Genomic DNA, 26045 nt, shown 5'->3' with positions numbered 1-26045 from the left:
TGATTTAGCTTACCATCCCGGATTTTGTGGAAATCCTTCAAATATCTTGGTATCAGACACCGGTAAAGGAAGCCAGTTGTGCTTCTTTTCCGCTACTCTTTTTATCACAACTCTTTCGTTTATGTTGATCGGTTTTCCATCGGGGTCACGATCAAAATCGATAGCGGTTTTTTCAAGATAACGAGAATCTCCGTTACGGTTCCAGCGACGCAAATCACAAAAACGGGCACCTTCCATAAATAATTCCACTGCTCTCTCACGAACAATCTCTTCAAAAAATACGTCTTTATTTGCAGTATATTTAGCGGTCAGGTCGGGTAATTGAGCTCTGTTCCTTACTGCGTTCACTGCATTAGCAGCAGTCATGCTGTAGTTGGATGAACTTGCACCAGGACTTCCGTTATTGCTAAATAAAACTGCTTCAGCATACATAAGATATACATCTGCCATACGTAAGTAGGGCACGTAAGCAGCCAGGTTTCCGGCTTTGGACACAGTAAAAGACTTATCCATTCCATTAAATTTCCTTGAATAGTATCCGGTAACACTCGGTGGATTTATTTGCGAGCGATGTCGACCTCCGGTGTATAATTCTGCGTATTTATCCGCACTCCGAATATTTGAGAAATTATCACCATCTTTTATAATAAATTTAGAAAAACGAGGCTCGAGGTTTGTCCAGGGATCATTGGGATCGTAACCCGATTCCGGATCGTCAATAGGCAATCCGTTTGCCATTGCAAAATTTTTCACAATATTGTGTGTAGGAACGTCTGCATTCGATCCACTGTTTAATCCAAATGATGATGGTACTGTTGCACCAACAGTTGACCAGCGAATACGTCCACGATCATATATCGTCGGGTTCATTATTGTTTCTATTCCACCCGTTTTCGCGTGGTTAAACCGGTAAAAAATATCCGTATAACTACTCCAAGGCTGCAATCCATATATTCCGGTATCATCAGCAAGTTTTAATAATTCACCAAAGGCCTGGGCAGCTTGCTGGCATAACTCAGCGTTGTAGGAATTGCTTCCGGTTGCTTCTTCGTTCATCATAGGACTGGCACCATACAATAATGCTTTTCCTAGATAACCGAGTGCAAAGAACTTATTAACACGGTCCATATTATGTCCTAAAGTTGCCTGCCCGGCTTCTGTTTCATCCCAATGATTGGGTAAAAGATCAGCAGCTGCACGAAAATCTTTGGCTATTTCAACGGCCATCTCCTGAAATGTGATTCGATTAAACTCTTCTGTAATAAGACTTTCGGTTGGCTCAAGTACTCTTGTTATATAAGGCAATCCACCCCAATATCTTCCAAGCTCAAAATGAAACCAAGCCCTAAAAAACAGGGCTTGCCCTTTTAGCAAGTCTTTCTCTTCCTGTGTTCCTTCAAACAAACCTTCTTCTTCGAGTTTGGCAAGCGCCAGGTTGGCTTTCCGAATGGCGTACCAGGCATACTCATACACTCTTCTATCTCTTCCTTCATTTGAAGTAGTATTTACACTCTTGCCTGAAAAATATCCTTCATTGGACCAGTAGTTTCCGATATCAAAGTTGTATATCTTATTGTTCAGGTTTTCGTCGGCAAACGAATAGTTGTTCCAGGCTCCACCTTTGTCAGGATCCATCACACAATTGTACAGTTCTTCAATTGATCCCTGAAAACTAAAAAAGTTTCCGAAGGCATCCTTTTCCGAAATATCGGCTTCCGGAGCTTTGTCAAGATAATCTTCACATGAAGTCGACAGCAAAATCAACATCATGAGAATCGCATAAAAGCTTATATTATATTTTGCACTTTTCATATTCTTGCGTATTAAAAAGTTAAATCAATTCCTAAGTTAATCCTCTTTGTCGTCGGGTAGGCACCTTCCGTATCGCTCCCTCCACTGTATGAGCTTTCGCGGTCGTCAGGTAAATCTGACCAAAAGAACAGGTTATTACCGTTAAGGAATATTCTTAGATTATCAAATCCGGCCTTTTTAGCCCATTGCAGTTTATTAAATGAATAAGCTATTTCTGCTGTTCTTAGCCGAATGTACGAAGCATCGTATAAGTAATAATTACCTACGTTTTCTGCCGGTGTTTTCCACCGAGGTAAGAAGGACGAGGCGTTTTGATTATCCTTTGACCAATAGTCGCTAACATGACCAAAAACAATATCAATATCATTACGGAAATTATCAAAAGGAATATACCTGTTGGCATTGTTAACACCATAGAACTGAACCATAAAACTCCAGCCCCCATAATTAAGACCAAATGAAAGATTAGCGGTATTCTGCGGAACATTCGAATACCCAATTGGAGCAGTATCTTCATTGTTTTTAATTATCCCATCCGCATTAAAATCGAGTAAATTATAATACCCCGGAAGTTTTTGAAGATCGTTGGTTTCTGTAGGAACGCTGGCAAATACTTCGTCCCAGTTGTTGTAAAATCCAGTTGAAATCAGCCTTTTCTGTTGGCCAATCGGATATCCCTTTGCCTTTAGATAATCTAACTGTAATGGGGCATCATCGCGAAAGATTATCTCGTTTTCGTTGTGGGTAATGGCCAGATTAGACCAAATATCGAAACGGCCAACCTTTTTGTTAAATCCAAGCTCCACTTCAAATCCTTTGGCCTTTACATGTCCAAGGTTGGCACTGGGAGGCGTTACCCCAAAGAATGAAGGAACCGTACGACTACCTCCTGACATTAATATGTCCGTCCTGTCTTCGGTGAAATAATCAACATTTAAGGACAACATGTTTTTCATCAGTCCAAGTTCCAGACCAATATTTTGTTTCAATGCCGTTTCCCATTGAATATCAGGATTCCCAACAGATTTTTCCCGGTAGAAAGTATAAGGACTTCGCCCGTTGCTTCTTTCATTTAAACGTGCATACCCGCCATATGCGAGTTGCGAAGCATATGCCCATCGAGAGCCGCCTACCTTATCATCTCCTACTCTACCAATACTGTACCTGAGCTTTAATCTGTCGATCCAGTCAACATCGAAAAATTTCTCGTTGGAAACATACCATCCTAAGGCAAGCGATGGGAAAAAATCGAAGCGATAACCCGGACCAAACTGCTCTGACCCATTATAAGCACCATTTACTTCAACAAGATACCGGGAGTCATAATCATAAGTAGTACGGAAAACCCAGTCTTCACGGTAATTTTTGAACATACTTCCATAGGCATATTCTTCTCGTTTAAACACGCCCATTGCACTCACATTATGCACATCAAATGTTCTTGCCCAGTTTAATTGTGCTTCATAAGATAATCTTCTGGACACAGGAATACCGCTGGACCAGTTGGCTTGAATTATGTCCTCCTGCCGGATATTCCAGGGCTGAAGAACCCAGTCGTATTCTTCGTCACTAACAGGAAGCAACACCGTGTATTCGCTTGGATCCTGGTCAGGTCCTTCATAAAGCATCGGATAAATCTGCTTGTAGGGAACATTCGTACGTGCCTCATTCGGCCTGATACTGTTTTGCTGGTCCCAAATACCTCCTTGCGACCGGATACTGTTATCGTAAAACAGACTGCCCTTAAACTTCAAGCCTTTGGTGATAAAATCAAGATCTTGTGTAAGCGAAAAATCTGAATTTAATTGGGTGCTCCGTGTTTCGCGAATACCTATGTTATAAACAACCGCCAATGGATTTAAGGTGTTGTTTCCACCTTCCTGATAGGCTCCCCATCGGCCATCTTCATGCATCGGTATCATCAGGTTGGGAGCAATGTAATAGGTTGCTGCCCACATCCACCAGTCAGCCCTGCTCGTACTTCCTTCGTTGTTCCAGTTGGTATTTTTCTGGCTGTAATATCCTGAAAGGTTAACCGATAATTTGGTTGATTTGCTTAATTGGAAATCAATGTTGCTTCTAAAGTTAAACCTGTTGAAATTATAATTAGGATCATATCCTTTAAGGTTATCATAGTCCTTAAACATATCACCTTCGTGGGTATATCCCAATAATCCGTAATACTTTACCGACTTGCTTCCTCCTCGTGCACTAAGCGTAGCCTTGTGGGAGAAACCTAAATCTTTAAACATTGCCTCCTCCCAGTCTACGTTAGGATAAATTACCGCATATTCAGCTGATTGAGGCAGTTGATAACGTTGAACAATCTCATATGGCACATAGGCGTTCCATGACGGCTCGTTTAAAACCCCTTCACGCTCTATCATTTCATTTTTAGCCATCATTGCCCCATAAGAATCCAGCTTATCGGGCTGCTTTGACAACATTATACCCGTAGCAACATAATTGAAATTTAATACTGTTTTTCCTTCTTTTCCACGTTTCGTTGTAATCAGGATAACACCGTTGGCTCCCTTTACTCCAAAAACGGCTGTTGCGGAAGCATCTTTCAGAACTGAAATACTTTCGACTTCATTTACATCAATGTTGTTCATATCCCTTTCAACACCATCAACAAGAACCAATGGTTGACCTCCATTCCAGGTGTTCTGTCCGCGAATGTAAATATTGGTTGAACTCTCTCCTGTAAGTATTCCTCCGGGTTCTCCGGATGACGTTAGAGCAACAATACCGGGAAGGTTTCCGGATAAAGCCTGGCGAAGGTCAGTTACATTACCGGTCCGCTTTAGCTCTTCCTCGGATGCCTGAGCAATTGAACCTACAACACTTTCCTTCTTTTGTACACCATATCCAACGGCAACAACTTCCTCAAGTCCTATGGACTCTTGTTGCATCACAACATTTAATGTTGTTTTTCCAGAGAAAACAACCTCTTGTGTTTTCAACCCCATAAACGAAAAAACCAAAGTTGCACCGTCTTTTACATCGGGGATACTGAATTCTCCATCAATATTTGTTGCTGTTCCAATTGTTGTTCCTTTCACAATTACAGCAACTCCGGGAAGCGGAATCCCCTCTTCATCCAAAACTTTTCCATTCACTGTACTTTGAGCATAAACTCCGGTACATACAGCAATGAAAAAGAAATACAGCATTAAAAAGCGCAATGCTTTTTTAATTCCATTTTTGTTTTTCATAGAGTTTAATTTTAGGTTTTAATTTGAATGTATATTATATTGAAATTGATTATTTGGAGTTAGAATTGTTGAATTTCTGTTTTCGGATAATCGATTCCAGAAAATAATAGTCAGCATATACCAAGGGTACATCGATTTCTGAACCACCTGGTTTATGTCCTGTTGAATGTTTTAATAAAAAACCTCCATTTTCTCCAACACCCGCCAGAAAGTCAGGCGAAGCCAACGACTCTAATAGTTTATCCGCCACTTTCCTGTATTCATTTCCCTTACCTGAATATTGGCTTAACTCATAAAAAGCAGAAGTCATAATCGCACCTGCCGATGCATCATAGGGTTCATCAGCAAGATTAGCTACGTTAAAATCCCAGCAAGGAATTTTCCCGTCTCTTATTCCGGGTTGAGCTAAAATGTAAGTAGCAATTTTTTCAGCCTGATTCAGAAATTCCTTCATCCCGGTTTCCCGGTACATCATCGTATATCCATACAACCCCCAGGCTTGTCCGCGAGCCCATGCACTTTCATCGGCATATCCCTGATGTGTTTGTTTGTGTTGTACTTCACCTGTTTCCGGATTATAATCAACTACATGATACGATGAATTATCTTCCCTGAAATGATTTTTCATCGTAGTTAACGCATGTGTGATGGCAATGTTCCTTAAACTGTCGTTCCCCGCTTCTTTAGCAGCCCACGTCAACAATTCCAAGTTCATCATATTATCAATGATCACTGGAAAATCCCACTTGTCTTTGTTGTGATCCCATGATCGGATACACCCAACTGACGGATTAAACCTTGTAGCTAAAGTTTTTGCAGACTGGATAAGAATTTGACGAAATTCAGGATTTCGGGTTTTCGTGTAGGCATGCCCAAAACTGCACATCATTTTAAAACCCATGTCATGCGTTTTTGCATTCCATTGCTCCTTTGCCAGTGGAAGTGTATAATCTATTGCGATATTCTGCCAAGTTGTGTCTACGGTTAATTCTCCCAGCATCCACAAATTCCCCGGGAAGAAGCCACTGGTCCAATCCCGGCTTGACACAAGTTTTAATTGCTCATTTTCAAAAGTGCGAGGAGACGTAAGAACACTGTCTCGAAGTGGTTCGGCAAGTTCTACAGCGTACTTTAACTGCTCTGATATAACCCTGATAGCCTGTGATTCAGAACGTTCGGATTGCTGGCAGGAAAATAAAAATGCAGTAACAGCCAACAAGCAAAGTTTCACTTTCATAATACTCTTCGTTAGTTTTATAGTCTAGTTTCTCTTCTCAACGATTTCATTCTGATATTTTTTGAATTCTAATGCTGAAAAAGCTCAACATATATGAAATCAATTATCAGATCGATCACAACAATTTGTCTAACAGCTCTTGTTCATATCTATAATTGCAATCGATTGCATAAAGATATTGCAACTTTGTATATATAAAATATGTTATATAACACATTTACCGGCAAATGTAGTTGAGAGAGGATGAAATAAAGCAACATAAAAGATTAATTATCATATCCTTTAACAGCATGAAGGGAAGATTTACTGATGGCTGTAACCTCATGATTCAACTGCCATTTTTTGTGCAACTTTTAATTATTTGGCGCCTAACAAAGAATCGAAAATGAACAATAATTGTAATCTATCCCTACTCTTTCGAGAGCACAAAGCCACGAATCTCAATCTTTAATACCAGCATTTCAATTACATCCCAAAACGGAACAAAGTCTTAAAATAATCCGAGCGCTTTCTATCTTGCTGCAATGTGATACTTTATCAAATCTTTTCGTTAACTCTTCTCTCATCTTTTCCATCAGATCGACCACACAAGACCATTCCCCTTATTTTTGAAATGAATTTTCAGAAGTGGATGTTATGGGATTAAGATATGCAGTTATTGGGACCGGGGCCATTGGAGGTTACTACGGAGGAAAGCTCGCCAAAGCCGGGAACGAAGTTCATTTTCTGTTCAGAAGCGATTTTGAGCAGGTAAAGAAAAACGGACTGCAAATTAACTCTGTCAACGGCGATTTCCTGATCAATCCTGTTCTTGCCTACCATTCAACCAACGACATGCCTGTCTGTGATGTTATTTTGGTTGGACTGAAAACAACCGCCAACCATCAGTTAGCATCGCTTTTGAAGCCGATTTTGCACGAAAACAGCCTGGTGGTGCTCATTCAAAACGGCTTGGGAGTAGAGGAAAAAGTGGCAGAAGAATTACCTAACACAAATATTGCCGGCGGTCTCGCATTTATTTGTGCACAGAAAAACAGCCCGGGTGTAATTTCTCATTTGGATTTGGGCCGGATTAACCTGGGTTTGTACCGCGGAAACAAGGAACAACTGGAACAGGTTTGTGCTGATTTTTGCGCGGCAGGTGTTGATGCACACGTGGCCGAAAGCCTGGGTTTCGCCAGATGGCACAAACTGGTTTGGAATGTTCCTTTTAACGGAATGTGTGTTGTTTTAAATGCCAGTACCGATCACCTGATGGAAAACGAATCCATCCGCGAATTGTCGCGCGAAATGATGACAGAAGTGGTGGAAGCTGCCCAAAAATGCGGATACGACCTCGGGAACGACCTTCCTGAGAAAATGATCAAAATGACCATGGGAATGGAGCCTTATGCTCCCAGTATGAAACTTGATTTTGACAACAACCGCCCGCTGGAAGTGGAAGCCATATATTCAGCTCCGGTAAAAGCCGCTCAGAAAGCAGGCTACGAAATGAAAAAGGTAGCCATGCTCGAACAACAGCTGTTGTTTATCAATTCAAAGATTTCTTAAAAGAAAAGCCGCCTCTTAAAAATGATTAACCCATCCCTTTCGATACGCTGAATTTCTGGTCATAACTCCTCCGGTTGTTCGTATTGTTTCAAATGCGGGCAGCAAGCCGATAGAGATTCTACTCTTTCGGGAACCTGCGGCTACAACAACCAAACCAGTGAAGGAACCTGGACAAGCACCCGTTCAGGTCAGGCTCTCAGCCAGAAAAGCTTAAAAGAATCCCTCTTTTTTGATTTCAATTTTGCTTTCTTTGTGCCTGACAGACCATAAAACGATAATTATGAAACGTTTCTCCTCATCGCGTGGAATGGCCAGGATTTTTATGATTTTGACCTTTTCAATTTTAGTAAGCGCTTGTACAACTTCCAGCCAACGAAATAAGAATCAGAACCAATCCAATATTATCATGTTTTTAGTGGATGACATGGGCTGGCAGGATACTTCTGTTCCTTTCTGGACCAAAGAGACTGAGTTTAACCGGCGTTACCATACTCCGGCCATGGAAAAACTGGCTGAAGGAGGAATAATGTTTACCCAGGCTTATGCCAGTTCAGTATGCTCGCCTACCCGTGTGAGCCTGATGAGTGGCATGAACGCTGCCCGGCACCGCGTCACCAACTGGACCCTAAGAAGAAACCAGTCGGTGGATTCGGAACACCCGGTGCTGACTTATCCGCAATGGAGTGTAAACGGCATTCAGCCGGTAGATTCGATCGAAAACTCAACCTACGCCACCCTGCTTCCGCAGCTCTTACACGACAACGGCTATTTTACCGTCCATTGCGGGAAAGCCCATTTTGGCGCCATGACAACACCCTCGGCAGATCCGTTGAATTGCGGGTTTGATGTAAATATTGCCGGGCATGCCGCCGGCGGGCCGGGAAGTTACTATGGTACCGAAAACTTTGGGAACAAAGAAAAAGGAGGACATACTGAGCCCTGGGGAATTCCGGGGTTGGAAAAATACCACGGCGACAGCATTTTTCTAACCGAAGTACTCACCCGAGAAGCCATCCATGCACTGGATTCTGCCCGCCATTTACATCAACCTTTTTATTTGTACATGTCGCACTATGCGGTACACGTACCTTTGTATGCCGACCTTCGGTTTTACCAAAAATACCTGGATGCAGGTTTGCCTGATGCCGAAGCGCGTTATGCTTCAATGGTGGAAGGCATGGACAAAAGTCTGGGTGATTTGATGACCTATCTCGATGAAAACGGATTAACAGAAAACACGATCATTCTTTTTATGTCTGATAACGGAGGATTTAGCCTCTCGCCCAGAACTGCCGTACACGCCAGTAACAAACCGCTCAACAGCGGAAAAGGCTCGGCTCACGAAGGCGGTATTCGCGAACCGATGATCGTAAAATGGCCGGGAGTGGTTCACCCAAAAACCAAGACCGATAAGATGGTCATTATCGAGGATTTCTTCCCTACCATACTCGAAATGGCAGGAGTTAGCAACTATCAAACCGTACAACCAGTAGATGGCGTCAGTTTTGTTCCTGTGCTGAAAAACACTGAAGCCCAAGATGAAGACCGCGATCTTTTCTGGAATTTCCCCAACAACTGGGGCCCAAAGGGGCCGGGAATCGGAGCCACCTGCACCATCAGAAGCGGCGACTGGAAGCTGATCTATTACTACGCCGACCAACGTTTCGAGTTATTCAATATTCGCGAAGATATCGGGGAGCTCGCTAACCGGGCAGAGCAGGAACCTGAAAAAGTAAAAGAACTGGCTATAAAACTGGGAGAATACCTTCGAAGCGTAAATGCACAACGACCATTTTTAAAGTCCACCGCCCAACCTGTTCCCTGGCCCGACGAAACAATATGACTGTAATCGCGGAGAAAATTTTTGCTGAAAAATCAATGATTTGAGCTTCCTTTTCCAACAAATCAGCCTCAAACTTGTTAGTGGATAGTGTGATAATTTTTAAAGAATAAGCCATGAGCAAAATTTTTTCAACCCAATTCAACTCAACCACCACAAACCTATCCTTACTCATTCTCCGCTTAGGAGCCGGCAGTTTTATGCTCACCCACGGTTATCCTAAATTGCTAAAACTGTTGGCAGGTAACGTTCAGTTTGCCGATCCGTTTGGACTCGGACCCGGTATATCATTGGGGCTGGCTGTTTTCGCCGAGTTCTTCTGTTCCATCTTACTGATTCTGGGCCTTGGTACCCGCCTGGCTACCCTTCCGCTTATTGTTACTATGGCGGTAGCAGCATTTATAGCACATAGCGCCGATCCCTTTGCACGCAAAGAAATGGCTTTGCTATACCTGGTCAGCTATATCGTGCTTTTACTTTCGGGACCAGGTAAAATTTCAGTTGATCGCATACTAAGCAAAGGGTAACGATATAAGAAAACATCCAAACCTTATATCATAAGGTCTGAAGTTGCCAGTAGCTTACTAAACGTGCTTGCTGATGAACCGTTTCGCTTGACACAAAATCGAGGATGGTGAATTACCCGAGCATAATCAGTAAGCCGCCGGTAACAAAGGCCACCACCCACCACAAATAAGCATAACGCGAGTACAGATGAATTTTCTTTGGAATATGGTTATACAACCCATCTTTTATGCAAATGCGCCACAGTAATACGGCATCAGTAAACATGCCGGCAAAAGCCAGGTAACCCAGAATTTTATGCAGCGTAAATGCACTGTCGGGCGATCCCTTAATCATATAAACAATGGCAATAATGTTGAGAATGACACCAAGCGTTATAAAAGTCAAAATGGATTTTGTAAGGAGTCTTTTGCGGTGTTCTCTATAAATACCTATCGAATAGGCTGCCAAGGCAAAAACCACAACAATGGTTCCAATACGTAGCAGTGTACTCATAAAATGACTATTAATGGGCGATGAAATTAGCAGAAATTATGAGAAATAACGTACAATTTCAAATGAAGAAATTCAATTCCATAAAAGACCAAACACTCCGGTATTGAACAACAAGCTATTTGTCAAACCATTATACAGGCTAATCTGACAAATAAATTCTGAAAATACTGACTCAACTTTTTGGTGACATATGATCCTTTTACTTTTTTACCAGTGCCTGTTGAAGCAATTGAATCAACTCAGGAATGTCACGGGTAATCGACATCGCTGACCGGGTCGCCCCCGAAATGGCCGAAATATCCTCACCGTAAATCAGCTTGCCTCCCGAATAAGCTTCAAATTGTGACAGCCATTTTTTTGAAGCAATTTCTCCCCCGTGTTCCGATCGATATTTTAACACGTGCACAGATTGAATTTGCCCGCTTTCGCTGGTGATCACCAGGTAATCAAACATATCGTACCGGCCTTTCGACTCGGTGAAAACCGCAAACACCGCATCGGGGTTACTATCACAGGAAAACCGATACACCACTGTTTTCCGTCCGTCCTTTACCTGATCGGTTAAATCAAAACGATTGGAAACCTCTACCTTTTTTGCCTTCAGATTTTTCTGAAGATATCCAATGGCCTTTCCCTGGGGGTAAAAATCTGCTGCCGGGTCATTGACACCGGCAACAGTTATAAGGCATACAAAAATTAAGAAACGTAACATGTTAACTTCTTTTAGAACCAGATTCCGATTCCGAGGTTAAGTTGACCACCGGCACTTCCGGCAGCTGTATCAAAAAACTGATAATCGGCTTTCAATACTGCTCCCGATGCCAGCCACCAGCCGGCACCAACAGTAACATCGGTCCGGTCAAAAGCTTTATTTTTGGCCAAACTACCTGCTGTTTTTGCGTGCGTATTGTAACGTTCGTAACGCACAAACGGCACCAAACGCTGGTCGTTTTGCAAGCCATGGAAAACATCGTAACCGGCTTCAAGGTACCAGCCTAACATTTGGCTTCCCAGGTCTGCGCCGGTAAAGTCGTTGTACTCGTCGGTATTGGAAACACTTGCCAGGTTAAACTGACCACGGGCTTCGAAACCACCTGCACGGTAACGGGCATCTAACCCCACCATGGCAATGCTTATTACCGAAGAATCGGCCTGCGCCAAAGCTGCGTTATTGTCTTTCTCCAAACCATCATACAAACTCGATTGTGATTTTCCAAGATAGGTGCTGGCTCCCAGTTTTAGCCCGGAAATACCGTAGTAATCCACACGTGCGGCCACTGTAGGCGAACTCATAAAAGACTCTGCTCCTTTCTGACGACCTCTTCTGAAGCCATCCGATCCACGGAACTTGCCCGCACCATCGTAACCGTTAAAGCCATTCATTACATACAGCTGATACTTTAGCGCAGCAGCATCGAAACGGCCGGCAAAACCCAATCCGATTTCGCGCCAGGTGGTCGGAACAATTTTACTATCAAGATTGGTTCGTTCTACTCCGTTAAACGTAGGTGGTTCGTGGTATTCGTTTTGAATTCCCATAGGCACCAGCATCAAACCTCCACGCAGGTTAAGCCACGGCAAGAATTCGTGATTCAGAAAAGCCTGCTCCACGTACACTTCTTCGACGTGTTCCAACTCGATTTCGCTCACAAAACTCGTTTTTTCGTTAAAGCGATAGCCAAACAGCAACACCAAACGGTGAATATCCAATGTCGAATTCTGTTGTGTCCCTTCTACAAATGGCTGATTGTAATCGATCTGGGCATACCCTCCAATCGATAATTTCGACCCTGAACTCAACAGAGTTTCTGCTGCGTTAATACCCGAATTATTATCTGTGTTGTTTTGGGCGGTTGTTGCAAGGCTAATAAAAAGCATTGCGATAAGAATAGTCGATGTAATTCTGCTCATGATTTTGAAATTGATTTTCGCGGCAAAGTTATTTTGAACAATTCAAAATAATATCCCTACATGTTGGGATTTACCATAAGCAGTGAAAGACTCCTTATCAAGACAATTGATCGGCTGAAATATCGGTGGGAGCTACGATTTTCTGGATAATGGCATAAACCGTCAAGCCGGGAATGGATTTGATCCCCAGCTTTTCAGTAATGTTTTTTCGGTGCGATATAACGGTGTGGGTACTGATGAAAAGACTCTCGGCAATGGTTTTGTTGGTGTTTCCCAATGCAATGAGACGCAGCACCTCCTTTTCGCGTGCCGTAAGTTCATCGTTTAACCCGGTGTCATCCTGTTCAAAAAAGCGTTCGGCGATCTCCCGAAGCTGACGTGCCGGCGCATCCAGACGTAAAACTTTATCAAAATGATCGGTCTTGTATTTTTCCTTATCGTGTAAAAGGATTCCAATAAACAGGTGATCACCGATTTTGGTCCTCAATTCCAGCAATTCGGAGGTATGGTGGCAAGTTACCGGCACTAAAAGCAAAAGTTTTGCCGCTGCCTTGTAATCCTCCGACCGTACTTCAGCGAATGTCGCAACACTGATGATCCGGGTTCGCTGCAGATCTTCAAGTGCCGAAACAAGTCCGCGACGAACCAGTTCTGCAGGATGAACGATGATGACTTTTTGTCCCATTATTTCACAACTTTCAATAAATGCGCAACTTGCGGCATCAAAATCGCATCTTCCATTCGCGAATGGTCACGGATATCCTTTTCAAACCGGTAGATTTCTTCCATCAGCTTGTTGCAAACCAACTCATCATACTCCGGAACCAGGTATTTCAGAATCAGATTTTTCAGATCATCCAGTTCAAAATCAACATGCTCGTGCTCCTTCTCATAGTTGGCATCAAAATTATGGTTTTGAATATCGGACGGTCGTAGCACCAAAGTCTCCACATATGGAAAAACCGTTTCCTCTTCTTCTTTAAAATGTTCGAGCAGTTTTCGTTTATAGGCCAGGTAAAAGGTCTCGATCATCTTCATTTCACTGTTTTGCTGTGGCGTACTCAGCAAAAGACGGTGAATCAGGTCTTCGATTTGAGGCAGCGAAAAACTGACATAATAGGCATGTGTTTTTTTCAGATAATCGACAATCAACAAAGGTGAAAAGGAAAGCAACTGTGTTTCCGGGAAAAAATTTTTGTTGTGAAAGGTATTCACAATGGCCAGAAAAAAATCGGTATTTACCCCGTACAACTTGCAAAGCTCCTGCACAGTTCTGTTTCCAAAGCCCAGTCTGATTCCAAAACGGTGAATCACCGGTAATAAGCTATAATTGACCTGCACCAGGTGCACCATTTTATCGCCTTTTGTAAATTCCTGCATAATTGATCTGTTTGTTGCAAAGAAACCTTTTCTTACCGACTCTGCAAGAAGCTTTCTTTTTACTTCACCCTAATCAACAACGATACAGAGTAAAGGTTCCAGCTACCGGAGTTTTTAACCGGCACAGCTAGGTCATTAATAAAACAAGTTCCCAACCTTGATTAACAAAGCAAGCAACTGATCATCAGATCTTACCGACGAATAGCATTGTATTATTGTTCGAATTGAAGGACTAGGAAAAAACGGCAGAAACCTGCTTTTTCAAAAATACCGGGTCAACGGTTAATCCCAATCCGGGTGCCTGAGGAACGGTGACCTTACCGTTTTCGCCATACGAGATTCCGCCAATCACCGGATCTTCTTCCAGCATCAGCGGCGTATCGAAATCGTTAAAAACGATGGTTTCTCCGGCCAAGGCAAAATGGGCCGAAGCCGTAAAACCCAGTCTCGATTCAAGGAAACCGCCCACCTGCAGCGGCATGTTGTTTTGCTCAGCCAATTCCTTAATTTTTAGCGCCTTAAAAATCCCGGAAGACTTGCCGAGTTTGATGTTAAACATATCGCAGGCTTTCAGGTCAATCAGGCGCTTGGCATCATTATGATCACAACACGACTCATCTCCCATCACCGGAATCCGGCACTGCTCTTTTATTTTCGACAATTCCGTATAATTCCAGCGCGGGATGGGTTCTTCACAAAACTGGATGTTCAACGGTTCAAGGGCCTGCAAAACCCGTATCGCCTCGTCGGTGCCCCAGCCCTGGTTGGCATCGAGCCGCAAGGGAATATCCAATCCAATGGCCTCGCGGATAGCGTGGATCCGCTTAACATCCTGTTCGCCATTCTCCCCCAGTTTCACTTTAATAACTTTAAATCCGGCAGCCTTTATTTTGAGCGCGTCGCTCACCATTTTTTCGATGCTTCCCAGGCTAACCGTGTAATCAGTCATTAGTGTTTTATGATTATGCCCACCGAGGTATTCGTACAAAGGGACGCCCGCGTGTTTCGCTGCAATATCGTACAACGCCATATCAAAAGCGCTTTTTACACTGGAGTTGCCATAAATAACACGATCCATGGCAGCTGAGCAGGCCGCAATATCGAGGGGATTTTGCCCCAGCAACATCTGCGCAAGGTATTTCGAAACCACAAAACCGGTTTCCATGCTCTCCCCGTTGATGGTCATAAACGGGCTGCACTCGCCAAATCCGGCCAGGCCTTCGCGGGTGCGAATCACTACCATCAGGTTTTGGGCATATTCCAGCGGCCCCAGCGAGATTACAAAGGGTTCTTTTAGTTTGATCGGCGATTGATATACTTCAATCCTGTCGATGATAAGTTGCAGCGCTTCCATAAGTATGTTGGCTTTCAGCAGTGTTCCGGAAAACCGCTTACAATGTTACTAAATCACCTCCTAAAAGAGACAAGAAAATCCTTCAAATTTGATCAGCCTTATGCTCCTCGTTTCTTTTTAATTTCCGGTTAGGTACCGGACTAACATAAGCTGCTTTAACCAACAGAAGCCGCTGCAGGTAATGTAAACGACACGATTGTTCCTTTCTTTTGTTCGCTTTCGATGGAGATGGTACCTTTGTTTTTTTCCACAAAATCTTTCACCAAAATCAAGCCAAGGCCGGTACTCATCTCATTTTCGGTTCCATGAGTGTGATACGAACTGCTGATATCGAAAATGGTGGCAATCTTTGATTTTTCGATTCCTACACCGGTATCTGCAACACGAACCATCACCGAATTTTTTCCCTTTATTTCGGGCTGAATACTTACACTTCCGCCCCTGTGCGTAAACTTAATGGCATTACTGAGTACGTTACGCAATATCGTTTGCAACATGTTTCGGTCGGCAAAAACAAGGATCTCTGCTTTCCGTTCGAAGCTTACAGTAATTTCTTTATTTCCGGCAATATGCGATAAATCGTTAACCACATTTTCGATACAGTCGACCAGGTTCAGCTGTTCGGGACGGTATTCCATTTTCTCAGCCTGCGATTTTGCCCAGACAAGCAGGTTCTCAAGCAACTGACTCACATTTTCTGCCGACTTGCAAAGAACATCTACCGTTTCCTCTAGTTCATCGCGAGTGAAATGATCGAAATTAGAGCTTAAGTGTTGCAAAAAAGAAGTTAGCGTCCCGATTGGCCCGCGCAGGTCGTGTGAAATAATGGCGAAAAATTTATCCTTGGCGGCATTTGCTTCGTGTAATTCGCGATTGGTACGCTTAAGTTTGCGGTAAAATCCCAAAATGATCCCTGCAATCAAAAATGCCAGAATAATTCCGCTGATCATGATTTTTCGGGTAATCTGCTGCTGACGAAGACTTAAGGCATTAATCTTGTTTTGTTTTTCGAGTTCGGCAATCTGGTTATTCTTCTGGTCGATTTCATACATCGCCGAAAGCTGACTGGCCTTAACATTTCCACCTCCTGCCAGAATCAGGTTCTGAATCTCAATCTGTTTTTTCTGGCATTCAATGGCATTGTTATGATTTCCAATTTCCAAATATGCTTTCGTTAGATTTTCATAAATATCCAGTTGAATTTTTTTCTGATCGTTGGAAATGGCCTGATCCAATCCTTTCCGAATCGTTCGGATACCTTCCTCATTCTGTCCATCCCCAATCATACACAAACCCATATACTTATAAATACTTGCAAGACTTAGTGTCTCTTCCAGCTCATTTTTCAATTCGAGCGCAGTTTGCAAATAATTTTCAGCCTCGCGATAATTCCCCCTTGAATATTCCAAAACACCCAGGCCTTTGTATACATCCGACAGTCCGAATTTGGACCCCTTTGCTTCATAGATTTCGCGGTTTGTTTCAATGTTTTTAAGGGCTTCTTCGTAATCCCCTGACGCGATATTCAGCATGGCGATCTGAGCATAACAAATAGCCTCTCCTCCCCGATCTCCGTCAACTAAGGACAATCGCTTGTATATTTCCAGCGCCTTCTGAAAGGAGTTCATCGCTTCTTCCGAAAGCCCCAGGTCGGCATATGTGCGGCCCAGCAAATAATCGGACCATGCCTTTCCTTCTTTAAATCCGGCTTTCTCATAACTCCACTCCGATTTAATGATGTATTCGATCGCCCGGTCATACAATCCGTTCATCCGATAAATAGTCCCCATCATGGAATAGGAGGATCCCAGTGTTTTATAGTTATCTGCCTTTCGGCAAGCCTGAACAGCATCGCTGTAGGTATCCAGCGCTTCAATCTGATCTCCCAGAAAATGGTTGTTGGTTGCTTTTCGGTACAGAATCTCGCCTTTATACCAGTCATCGTTTAGCGAATTCACGATAAACAAGGCTGTATCCATACAAGCCTGCGAATCTTCGTAGTTTTCCATTTCAATATACACCCGTCCGAGCGTATAGTAGGCCTGCATTACAAGCTTTCTGTTCCCCAACTTTTGGGCAGCAGCCAAAGCCTCTTTTGTTAATTGCAGTGCCAATTGTTTGTCGCTGCCAGCTTCCATCAACGCCAAATCCAGGCGATCAGAAATTGCCTCTTTCGCTGATTTTGAATCAATTTCATTTTTCAGACTATCTATCCTGGACCGATAGCTGGTCTGACCATAGGCATGCGAATATAATACCTGACCACATAAAAGTGCCAGGAAGCAGTATTGCCGGGCAATTCTATTCATCAACCTTACCTTTTTGGTTTATCCGTGTGTTTTTTATCTTTTCGGGGGGAAAATACTATTTTTCTGAAAAACGACCTCATATCTTCTTTCCTATTTATCAATAATAAAACACTTATTTAAGGCTTCGCAATTCCTGACCACAAGGTAAGAAACCGGAAACAGGCCAATAACAGTATAAAGACATTAAAGTCAAACAAAAGTTCGAATGCCCGGCCGGAATCCGTACAATTTCTTTATTTGGTTTGAGGCCTTCTCTTCATCTGAACAAAAAGAAACCTTTTGGTATTATAATAAGAGGCAAAGCTTTTGCGTTTGCCTAAACACAACCATAAAAAAAGGAGTATGATACGAATGAGAAATTTAGCGCTTGGCTTTCTGTCACTGGCAATGGTATTTGCCGCCTGCCAGAAGGATGATAGCAGCAAGAACGACGGCACTTCTGAATTTGGTGTTCAGTTTGAAGCATTGAACCCCGGTTTTTCGCTCCCGGTAAACAGCGGGCTGAAATCGGCAACGGTTGAATCCGACTCCATTGTGTGGGATTCGGCGCACCTGGTGGTATCTACCATCAAATTTGAAGCAGAGTTAAAAAGCCAGCTCACGAACGAAGACTCGGTTGAGATCGAATACAAATGGCACGGCACGGAGTTGGTCGACCTGCTAAACACTGAAATTACCCTGGGTAATTTTGTGCTCGCGCCCGGAATTTACGATGAAATTGAGCTAAAGGTTGAAGGACTGAAGGAAGACGCGGGCGATGATCCGGTATTTTTCCTCAGCGGAATGTACAAAAACAACGCTGGCAGCTGGCCGATTGAAGTACGCGTAACGCAAAATGTTTATTTCAAAACCGAAAAAGAAGATGTGGAGGTGACCGACGAGGCCATTGATATCACGTCGGTGATCCAGCTTTACCTCGATGAACTGATGGCGGATGTCGATCCGGCCGATCTGGACAATGCCGATCAAACCGATGGCGTGATCGTGATCTCGGCCGACAGTAACGCTGACATCTACCAGACCATTGTGCGTAACCTGGCACACGACTGCCGTACCCGCTATAAACACAAACATCATGGCGATCACCACGACCACGATGGTTGGGACGACGATCACGGTGATGATCACGACGACGATTAAATGAAATTAACATAGGGATTTCTTTCCCAAAAGCAGCCATCTGCATTTACCAAGGTAAAAACATCCGACGTTCATGCAGATGGCTGTTTTTTTACCTTCTTCACACAATCACCTCCCCCAGTCTTCAGAAACTCCGAGTGGTTGCTCCACCTGATCAGGAAGAGAAAGTTCCTTTTCAAAACAACCCCTGCACTAGAAATTTTAACTCAACACACAGATCGATTCCCCTCACCAAAAATCAAACATTCCATATTGTTTCTCCCATTTATCACAATACCATTTTCTCTCCTGAAGGACAGATGTCCTGCATAAGGGCAATGGGTAATCCCAGACAGAGAGTTTTTGGGGAAATGCCTGTGTAAGGCTTTAGCGTGGCGGGCAAAGGGGGTTAAGGGTTGGCAGCGACGCAAGTTCTGCCATGGAAAACAGATATCATTTCGCTGACCTAGTGGTCGGTACTATAAGCCATCAACTCCTCTTCACCCGCACAAAGCCCTTCCCATAACCAGCCCCGCAAGAAAACGCCCAAAGGTCTGAAACCTTAGAACATACCAGTGTTCACAAAAAATCTTAGCTTTGTAATAATCTAACAAAAATCAATGACTGCTATTCAAAAATACGGCTATGCCTTGCTGTGTTACCTCCTCTGTCTAATCCCTGTTAAAGCGTTTTCGAACCTGCATTGGGAAAGCGTTTTTCATCCCGATACCATTTTTCAATATGCTTTAAGTAACGATGGAGCTCCGGACAGCAACTGGCGCAACCTCAACTTCGATGCATCGGGATGGAGCCAAGGCAAAGGTGGCATCGGATATGCCGATAACGACGACAATACAATCATTGATCCTACCAACGCACTTTTTCTGCGACGTACTTTTTTCATTCACAATACTTCAGAAATCGAAAATGCACTTTTAAGCATCGATTACGACGATGCCTTTGTGGCGTACCTCAACGGGCGGGAGATCGCCCGATCGGGAGGACTTTCGGCAGGATTCCCGGCTTTCGACGAGATTTCAACCGTTAACCACGAAGCACAGCTTTATCAGGGTGGAAAATACGAATCGTTTCTGGTCGACAAGACCCAACTTGCCGGATTACTACTTGAAGGCGAAAATGTACTGGCGGTGGAAGTACATAATTCCAGTGTCAACTCTTCCGACATGTCGTCAACCCTGCTTTTCTCGGTTGAGGTGAATTCGGAACAAATGCACTACCTGCCACTACCCGAAGGACTGGAGACTCCGCTGGTATTTACAAGCTCTAACCTTCCGATTTTTGTGATTGACACTCAGGGACAAACCATTGTGGATGAGCCCAAAGTAAATGTTCACCTGGGAGTGATCGATAACGGCCCGGGAAAACGCAATTACCTGAGCGCTCCATTTAATCACTACGACGGAACAATCGGTATTGAACTAAGAGGCAATTCCACCCAATCTTTTCCCAAAAAACCATATACCTTCGAAACACGCCTTGAAAATGGCGATAACAACGATGTAGCTCTCCTCGGATTTCCCGCAGAAAACGACTGGATACTTCGTGCTTCGTATTACGACCACACTTTCTTGCGCAACCCCGTAGCCCACCAAATGTCAAGGTTGCAAGGTAACTGGTCAAGTGGGAACAAGCATTGCGAAGTGGTACTAAACGGAGAATACCAAGGGGTATATATTTTGGTAGAAAAGATTAAACGGACCAAGGAACGGCTGGATATTGCCAAGTTAAATCCCGACGAAATATCGGGCGAAGATCTGACCGGCGGATACATCTATGAAATTGCCGGGCAGATAGTCGGACAATACGGTGAATTTGGAGAAGCGCGTCGTTTGCGCTATCCCGACATAGACGACGTGGCCCCTGAACAACTGGCGTACATCCGAAAATATGACGACGATTTCCGATATGCGATGCAACAATTCAATACCAACGATCCCGGACAGCTATATGCTAAATGGATCGACGTGATGAGTTTTGTGGATTACATGCTGGTACAGGAAGCATCGCGTAATCCCGACGGCTATGGATGGAGCTGCTATTTTCACAAAGACAAAAACAGTGTGCTCGAAGCCGGGCCCGTATGGGATTTCGATCAGTCAATGCACAACTCCACCTACCGCGACGGCGATCGCTGGTGGGGATGGAGCATCGATTACCACCTGTGGCCCGATCCTCCTTTCTATATGGACATGATACATGAACCGTATTTTAGTTACCAGATGAAAAAACGCTGGGAAGAATTGCGACAAGATAAATGGAGCACCGAAAACATGTTCCAGTTTATCGACTCCATTGCCACCAACCTCACGGAAGCTACCGAGCGGAATTTCAAAAAATGGCCCAACCTCGGGGTATTGATATGGCGCGAACTCCCCGGATTCGAATTGCTTGACACCTATCCTAAACAAGTGGAAAGTTTGAAAACCTACCTCGAACAACGATGGAAATGGATGGATGAAGAACTCGCCAAAGTACAAGTGTACACCGTAATAGAAGAAGTACAAAACGATACCAAACTCGAAATGTATCCGAATCCGGCCACCAGCTTCCTCAATGTGGACCTCACGCTCGCCGGTGGCCAGCCGGTTTTGCTGACACTCTACAACAACCTGGGACAACCACTACTCCAAACCGATGTGGGACTGCTGACCACCGGGAAAAATCATGTGCACCTCACTCTTCCCGATCACCTGGCAACTGGCGTTTACCTGATGCAGGTGCGCATCGGCGAAAAACAGGTGCTAACCCAACGGTTTATTAAAACCGACCGCTAAGCAGCGCTTTGCATAAGGGCACAAGCTTCAAGATGAGAGAATTGTCTGGTACGACTGATTCATCCGATATCGTAAAAGAGTGATTAAGAAAGTGTGTGAATGAGGAAATCTTTGAGAGATCGCAAGTACTGAAATTTGTGATTATCAACACCGGCAATAACACAAAATATTCTTACTACCTTTAAACACCATGCGCTGGATCAAACAAATACAGGCCCTGTTTCACCCGGAGCGCTACCATGGCTGGGTACGTTCAAATAAATATTTCGAAGGCTGGTACTACAAAATAGTTTCGGCCAACGAGCAACATGCCTTCGCTTTTATCCCCGGAATTGCCAGACGCGAGCCAGGCGAACAACACGCCTTTCTCCAGGTGCTCGATGGAAAAGCACAAACGGCCGAATACATAAAATTTCCCGGCAGTGCCTTTTCTGCCGCCTCTGCTTCGTTCAGGATTGAGATAGACAGGAATCAATTTACCGGCGACTTTATGCACCTTGACCACGACAAGTATTCCGGAACACTTCAATTCAAAAATAAAGTTCCCTGGCCCGGAAGATGGTATTCCCCCGGGATAATGGGACCTTATACTTTTGTGCCCTTCATGGAATGTTATCACGGCATCGTTAGCATGGATCATGAGCTGAAAGGCACTTTAAGAATCGGGGATAAAAACATTGATTTTAGTGGCGGACGCGGGTACATCGAAAAAGACTGGGGCCACTCATTCCCTTCTGCTTATTTCTGGATGCAGTCGAATCACTTTTCCGGGCCCGGTATTTCTTTTAAAGCTTCGGTAGCTAAAATTCCCTGGCTGCGCAGTTCTTTTGTTGGTTTTATTGCCGGTTTCTATTTCAACGGTAAGCTACTTGAGTTCACCACCTACAACGGCACCAAACTGCTGCATTCGTTAGCCGACAGCCAAAAAGTGGAACTGCTGATGGAGAACAAACATTACCGGCTGAAAGTAATGGCACACCGAGATCGTGCTGCCGAGCTGGCCTCACCAATTGCCGGCTTTATGGAGGGACGCATCAGCGAAAGCATGACTTCAGAGCTGGTGATCACGCTCTCCGATAAAAGCAACGGCAACATCCTTTTTCACGACACCGGCCGCAATGCCGCTCTCGAAGTTGCCGGGAAAATCGAGGAAATCATTTTTGATGATTCTATTTTTAGTAAAAGCCATGACTCCTTTTCATAGGAGAGAGTGGCCCCGACCACCGGCTGACGGCTAAGTGTACTCCTACCATCCAGTAGGAGAAAGTTCCCTGGCAGAAACCTACCCTATTAAAAGACAAACCTCATCACTCCTCTGTTTCCGACGGAGCATTCTTACTTTTCAGGAATTCCTTCAACCAGTTATTTGTCACACTCTTGGGCCGGATAATGGGCTGATTCAGCCCCAGTGCAATAATGCTTTGTGCACAAAAACCAAAGGTGCGCGAAATCCCAAACATCACGGTATAGAAATCGAAATGCGTAATCCCGTAGTGATAAAGCAAGGTCCCCGAAATCGCATCCACATTGGGATATGGATTGGCTACCTTGCCGGCTTTGTAGGCTTTCAGAATAGTGGGCACCACATAATAGAGCTTCTTTACCGTTTGCAGATAGGGCGAATTCGGACAATGCCGGTTCCCAAATTCCATAAAAGCCGTAAACCGCGGGTCGGTAACCCGAAGCACTGCATGCCCGTAACCCGGAATTACCCTACCGGCTTTGAGCTCTTCCTTTACAAAATCGTCGAGCTGATCGGTCGAAGGCGATTCTCCAAAACGCTCATGAATGGCGCGGATAAACTTCAGACACACCTGGTTCGCCAGTCCGTGGAGCGGCCCCGCCAGTCCGTTTAGTCCCGCCGATGTGGCATAGTAAAGGTTCGACAGTGCCGAATTCACCACCCTCGACGTAAACGCACTTACATTTCCGCCTTCGTGATCGCAGTGCAGCACCATGTAGAGCCGCACCAGTTCGGCAAACGAAAGTTCGGGATTCACACCCAGCATGTTTGCCAGGTTCGCGCCCCAGTCGAGTGACGGGCGGTAATCGATGGGCTCCTCGCGTAACAAATGAATGCGGTAAATCGCCGCAGCTATAACCGGCAGTTTGGCCACCAGGTTCAGCGCATCTTCGAGCATCAGTTCCCAGTATTCCGACTTTGTCAGTTCGCCGGCTTCGTACCTCTGTTTAAACACCGACTGTCCTTCCAGGGCCAGAATACACAGGCTAAACATAGTCATGGGATGCAGGTGGTGCGGCAGCTGACGGATAAATGTCCACAGGTACTCCGGAAGTTCGGCCCGGAAGCTGAATTCTTCCTGTAGCTCGGCCAATTCGGTTTCGCTTGGAAACTTCCCTGCACAAAGCAAATAAAAGACTTCTTCGGGCAGTTTATCGGCAAACTCGGGGATGGCATAATCGCTGATAAACAAGCCCCGGTAAGGATCTACAAACGAGGTATTACACACCAGGGCCGTGAGTCCGCGCATGCCCCCCAACAGTTGCTTTACACTCACCTCACCCACTGCGGTATCAGCATGCTCCGCGAGCATCCAGGAAATTTCCTTGCCCAGTATGTCGATCCTTTTTTTTACGTTGTTCTTGAATTGTTCCATGGCTGATATGATTTAAAACCTGATAATCGTTGTTTTAGGTTTTACTGCCTTGTGCCAGCCAGGGTTTCAATGAAAAGAAAGCGGAGAACTACGAGCTACGTGCCTCGAACACCAAGTATCGAGCATCAAAAATCCAACTTCTAATTGATCAGCAAACCCAACCGGAGGCCAAAGGAAGCTGCCACCGGAAAATCGCTTCCCGTAGTTGCAAACCCATAGGGAAACGAAAGGTCGTTATCGTCCAGGTTATTGGTACCAATGCCGACACCTGTATACAAATCAATAAGCAAACGATCGTCGTAAATCCATTGATGCCCAAACACCACCAAAAAGGCGAACTTGGTAATCGAATATTTTTGATCGGCTTCGAACCAGTCCTTTTTCGCCTCAACCGAGTAACTGGCGAAATCAAATTCGAGCTTTACATACTTCCCTTTCAAAATATGGGCATAGCGCATCCCCGTTAAATAATGATCCGGATTCTGGGCAAACTTATAGCCACCTTTTAAAAAAATCCCTTTGGCATGCTCGCCTTCCAACCCAAACCCGAGTCCGATCCCCCCGATGCCCAGCTCAATATTTCGCCCCGGACGTAAACTTTGTTCATAGGTCAGACTCAGCGTATTTACCGCCAGACCCAGCACATCAAGTTTGAGTGCTTTTTTTCGCTGAACGGCAAAAAGATCCTCCGAATTCCCTTCTATCGTTTCCAATCCGGTCTTTTCTTTTTCAAAACGCTGTTCCACGCCGTTGGCATAAACAATCCGTTCCACCTCGCTTTTCAGAATTACCATCACCACCTCTTCGTTGATTTGGGGCTGCACATAGCGGATTTCGGTCGTTCCGATTTCACGCACTTTCCCGAGAATTACAGTACCGTTGCGGGTAAAAATCGAGTCTTGTGCCGGTGTTTGTGCCCAGAGTGTGATACATGAGAATAACAGAAGTAAAGTCGTTGCGATTTGCTTTTTCATGACTCTTGGTTTTTGCTAATAATAATTTACGAAAACAGATCAAGAATAGCAATGCACCCGGCAAGCAGCAGAATATGCCGACGGTATACCAAGCGTTTTAAAAAGTAGCCTTTCGTTACGACTCTGCTACCACTCGTTTGTAACAGGAAGTCGCTAAAAACGATTGGATTGCTTCGCTCCGGGACTCATCACCTTCTTCTTTTTTAAGCAGGAAAGGCTGAAATTACTTCGCTCCGCTCGCAATGACGCGCACTGTATAGGAATCAAAGGCAGCGGACAGAAGTAAATCATGCCGGAATGAACATGTTAATTGTCCGCCGCTTTCTGTTAATGAATGATTGTCATTGCGAAGGATCTGTCAGTTGACGGAGACTGAAGCAATCTTTTCTAACTTAGATCCATTGCGATTGACTAACAGATTGCTTCGCTCCGCTCGCAAAGACACACACTGTATAGGAAGCAAAGGCAGCGGACAGGAGTAAATCATGCCGGAATGAACATGTTAATTGTCCGCTGCTTTCTGTTAATGAATGATTGTCATTGCGAGGGATCCGTCAGTTGACAGAGACTGAAGCAATCTTTTCTAACTTAGATTCATTGCGATTGACTAACAGATTGCTTCGCTCCGCTCGCAAAGACGCGCACTGTATAGGAAGCAAAGGCAGCGGACAGGAGTAAATCATGCCGGAATGAACATGTTAATTGTCCGCTGCTTTCTGTTAATGAATGATTGTCATTGCGAGGGATCCGTCAGTTGACGGAGACTGAAGCAATCTTTTCTAACTTAGATCCATTGCGATTGACTAACAGATTGCTTCGCTCCGCTCGCAAAGACACACACTGTATAGGAAGCAAAGGCAGCGGACAGGAGTAAATCATGCCGGAATGAACATGTTAATTGTCCGCT

Annotated in this window: 18 protein-coding genes; 6 read left to right on the top strand and 12 right to left on the bottom strand. The window is 44.4% G+C overall.

Annotated elements, in window-relative coordinates:
- Nucleotides 1–9: 9 nt before the first annotated feature.
- From MR764_RS14545 to MR764_RS14535, 3 genes are read right to left on the bottom strand one after another with little or no spacing between them, the layout of a single operon-like run.
- Nucleotides 10–1812: a RagB/SusD family nutrient uptake outer membrane protein gene (locus MR764_RS14545; RefSeq protein WP_247980165.1), complete on the bottom strand. Its 1803-nt coding sequence runs from the start codon at nt 1810–1812 to the stop codon at nt 10–12.
- An 11-nt stretch (nt 1813–1823) separates the two neighbouring features.
- Nucleotides 1824–5030 (bottom strand): TonB-dependent receptor, encoded by a 3207-nt coding sequence (locus tag MR764_RS14540; protein ID WP_247980164.1) that lies wholly within the window; start codon nt 5028–5030, stop codon nt 1824–1826.
- A gap of 49 nt (nt 5031–5079) precedes the next feature.
- Nucleotides 5080–6267, bottom strand: a complete 1188-nt coding sequence (locus tag MR764_RS14535) for a glycoside hydrolase family 88 protein (protein WP_247980163.1) — start codon at nt 6265–6267, stop codon at nt 5080–5082.
- Nucleotides 6268–6903: 636 nt separating this feature from the next.
- Between MR764_RS14535 and MR764_RS14530 the strand changes: the two genes are divergently transcribed.
- From MR764_RS14530 to MR764_RS14520, 3 genes are all read left to right on the top strand, one after another.
- On the top strand, nt 6904–7818 hold the full coding sequence (locus MR764_RS14530; RefSeq protein ID WP_247980162.1) for a putative 2-dehydropantoate 2-reductase: 915 nt from the start codon (nt 6904–6906) through the stop codon (nt 7816–7818).
- A 280-nt stretch (nt 7819–8098) separates the two neighbouring features.
- Entirely contained in the window at nt 8099–9661 is a 1563-nt protein-coding gene (locus MR764_RS14525) for a sulfatase (RefSeq protein WP_247980161.1), read from the top strand.
- A 113-nt stretch (nt 9662–9774) separates the two neighbouring features.
- Entirely contained in the window at nt 9775–10185 is a 411-nt protein-coding gene (locus MR764_RS14520) for a DoxX family protein (RefSeq protein WP_247980160.1), read from the top strand.
- Nucleotides 10186–10297: 112 nt separating this feature from the next.
- Here the strand turns inward: MR764_RS14520 and MR764_RS14515 are convergent, their stop codons facing one another.
- From MR764_RS14515 to MR764_RS14485, 7 genes are all read right to left on the bottom strand, one after another.
- On the bottom strand, nt 10298–10678 hold the full coding sequence (locus MR764_RS14515) for a hypothetical protein (RefSeq protein WP_247980159.1): 381 nt from the start codon (nt 10676–10678) through the stop codon (nt 10298–10300).
- 199 nt (nt 10679–10877) lie between these two features.
- A complete protein-coding gene (locus MR764_RS14510; RefSeq protein WP_247980158.1) occupies nt 10878–11390 on the bottom strand; it encodes an FMN-binding protein in 513 nt (170 codons plus the stop codon).
- Nucleotides 11391–11401: 11 nt separating this feature from the next.
- A complete protein-coding gene (locus MR764_RS14505) occupies nt 11402–12589 on the bottom strand; it encodes a hypothetical protein (protein ID WP_247980157.1) in 1188 nt (395 codons plus the stop codon).
- Nucleotides 12590–12686: 97 nt separating this feature from the next.
- Nucleotides 12687–13274: a LuxR C-terminal-related transcriptional regulator gene (locus tag MR764_RS20290; RefSeq protein ID WP_282189230.1), complete on the bottom strand. Its 588-nt coding sequence runs from the start codon at nt 13272–13274 to the stop codon at nt 12687–12689.
- Entirely contained in the window at nt 13274–13969 is a 696-nt protein-coding gene (locus MR764_RS14495) for a hemerythrin domain-containing protein (protein WP_247980156.1), read from the bottom strand. The genes MR764_RS20290 and MR764_RS14495 overlap by 1 nt, the downstream gene beginning before the upstream one ends.
- Before the next feature lie 232 nt (nt 13970–14201).
- The gene (locus MR764_RS14490) at nt 14202–15323 is read right to left on the bottom strand and encodes a dipeptide epimerase (RefSeq protein WP_247980155.1); all 1122 of its coding nucleotides are present in this window, start codon (nt 15321–15323) and stop codon (nt 14202–14204) included.
- 155 nt (nt 15324–15478) lie between these two features.
- Nucleotides 15479–17632 carry a tetratricopeptide repeat protein gene (locus MR764_RS14485; RefSeq protein WP_247980154.1) on the bottom strand — a complete coding sequence of 718 codons (2154 nt, stop codon included), beginning with the start codon at nt 17630–17632 and terminating at the stop codon, nt 15479–15481.
- 342 nt (nt 17633–17974) lie between these two features.
- Between MR764_RS14485 and MR764_RS14480 the strand changes: the two genes are divergently transcribed.
- The 3 genes from MR764_RS14480 (at nt 17975) to MR764_RS14470 (ending at nt 22750) form a co-directional block, all read left to right on the top strand.
- Nucleotides 17975–18772, top strand: coding sequence for a hypothetical protein (locus MR764_RS14480; protein WP_247980153.1), 798 nt, complete (start codon nt 17975–17977; stop codon nt 18770–18772).
- Nucleotides 18773–19371: 599 nt separating this feature from the next.
- Nucleotides 19372–21546: a CotH kinase family protein gene (locus MR764_RS14475; RefSeq protein ID WP_247980152.1), complete on the top strand. Its 2175-nt coding sequence runs from the start codon at nt 19372–19374 to the stop codon at nt 21544–21546.
- 190 nt (nt 21547–21736) lie between these two features.
- Nucleotides 21737–22750 carry a tocopherol cyclase family protein gene (locus MR764_RS14470; RefSeq protein WP_247980151.1) on the top strand — a complete coding sequence of 338 codons (1014 nt, stop codon included), beginning with the start codon at nt 21737–21739 and terminating at the stop codon, nt 22748–22750.
- Between the two features lie 103 nt (nt 22751–22853).
- On the opposite strand, the gene MR764_RS14465 is transcribed toward MR764_RS14470, so the two are convergent.
- Nucleotides 22854–24164 carry a citrate (Si)-synthase gene (locus tag MR764_RS14465; protein WP_247980150.1) on the bottom strand — a complete coding sequence of 437 codons (1311 nt, stop codon included), beginning with the start codon at nt 24162–24164 and terminating at the stop codon, nt 22854–22856.
- 140 nt (nt 24165–24304) lie between these two features.
- Nucleotides 24305–25138, bottom strand: coding sequence for a hypothetical protein (locus MR764_RS14460; RefSeq protein ID WP_247980149.1), 834 nt, complete (start codon nt 25136–25138; stop codon nt 24305–24307).
- Between the last annotated feature and the right edge of the window lie 907 nt (nt 25139–26045).

This window comes from Maribellus sp. YY47 (assembly GCF_023111095.1).
Taxonomy (GTDB): Bacteria; Bacteroidota; Bacteroidia; order Bacteroidales; family Prolixibacteraceae; genus Draconibacterium.
This window is presented reverse-complemented; position numbering and strand designations above follow the sequence as displayed.

What these genes read in the sequence shown, in the direction of transcription:
- MR764_RS14540 (WP_247980164.1), bottom strand. Translation starts at nt 5,030, where the DNA reads ATGAAAAACAAAAATGGAATTAAAAAAGCATTGCGCTTTTTAATGCTG.
- MR764_RS14480 (WP_247980153.1), top strand. Translation starts at nt 17,975, where the DNA reads ATGATACGAATGAGAAATTTAGCGCTTGGCTTTCTGTCACTGGCAATG.
- MR764_RS14475 (WP_247980152.1), top strand. Translation starts at nt 19,372, where the DNA reads ATGACTGCTATTCAAAAATACGGCTATGCCTTGCTGTGTTACCTCCTC.
- MR764_RS14515 (WP_247980159.1), bottom strand. Translation starts at nt 10,678, where the DNA reads ATGAGTACACTGCTACGTATTGGAACCATTGTTGTGGTTTTTGCCTTG.
- MR764_RS20290 (WP_282189230.1), bottom strand. Translation starts at nt 13,274, where the DNA reads ATGGGACAAAAAGTCATCATCGTTCATCCTGCAGAACTGGTTCGTCGC.
- MR764_RS14525 (WP_247980161.1), top strand. Translation starts at nt 8,099, where the DNA reads ATGAAACGTTTCTCCTCATCGCGTGGAATGGCCAGGATTTTTATGATT.
- MR764_RS14465 (WP_247980150.1), bottom strand. Translation starts at nt 24,164, where the DNA reads ATGGAACAATTCAAGAACAACGTAAAAAAAAGGATCGACATACTGGGC.
- MR764_RS14505 (WP_247980157.1), bottom strand. Translation starts at nt 12,589, where the DNA reads ATGAGCAGAATTACATCGACTATTCTTATCGCAATGCTTTTTATTAGC.
- MR764_RS14470 (WP_247980151.1), top strand. Translation starts at nt 21,737, where the DNA reads ATGCGCTGGATCAAACAAATACAGGCCCTGTTTCACCCGGAGCGCTAC.
- MR764_RS14460 (WP_247980149.1), bottom strand. Translation starts at nt 25,138, where the DNA reads ATGAAAAAGCAAATCGCAACGACTTTACTTCTGTTATTCTCATGTATC.
- MR764_RS14485 (WP_247980154.1), bottom strand. Translation starts at nt 17,632, where the DNA reads ATGAATAGAATTGCCCGGCAATACTGCTTCCTGGCACTTTTATGTGGT.
- MR764_RS14490 (WP_247980155.1), bottom strand. Translation starts at nt 15,323, where the DNA reads ATGGAAGCGCTGCAACTTATCATCGACAGGATTGAAGTATATCAATCG.
- MR764_RS14510 (WP_247980158.1), bottom strand. Translation starts at nt 11,390, where the DNA reads ATGTTACGTTTCTTAATTTTTGTATGCCTTATAACTGTTGCCGGTGTC.
- MR764_RS14530 (WP_247980162.1), top strand. Translation starts at nt 6,904, where the DNA reads ATGGGATTAAGATATGCAGTTATTGGGACCGGGGCCATTGGAGGTTAC.
- MR764_RS14520 (WP_247980160.1), top strand. Translation starts at nt 9,775, where the DNA reads ATGAGCAAAATTTTTTCAACCCAATTCAACTCAACCACCACAAACCTA.
- MR764_RS14545 (WP_247980165.1), bottom strand. Translation starts at nt 1,812, where the DNA reads ATGAAAAGTGCAAAATATAATATAAGCTTTTATGCGATTCTCATGATG.
- MR764_RS14535 (WP_247980163.1), bottom strand. Translation starts at nt 6,267, where the DNA reads ATGAAAGTGAAACTTTGCTTGTTGGCTGTTACTGCATTTTTATTTTCC.
- MR764_RS14495 (WP_247980156.1), bottom strand. Translation starts at nt 13,969, where the DNA reads ATGCAGGAATTTACAAAAGGCGATAAAATGGTGCACCTGGTGCAGGTC.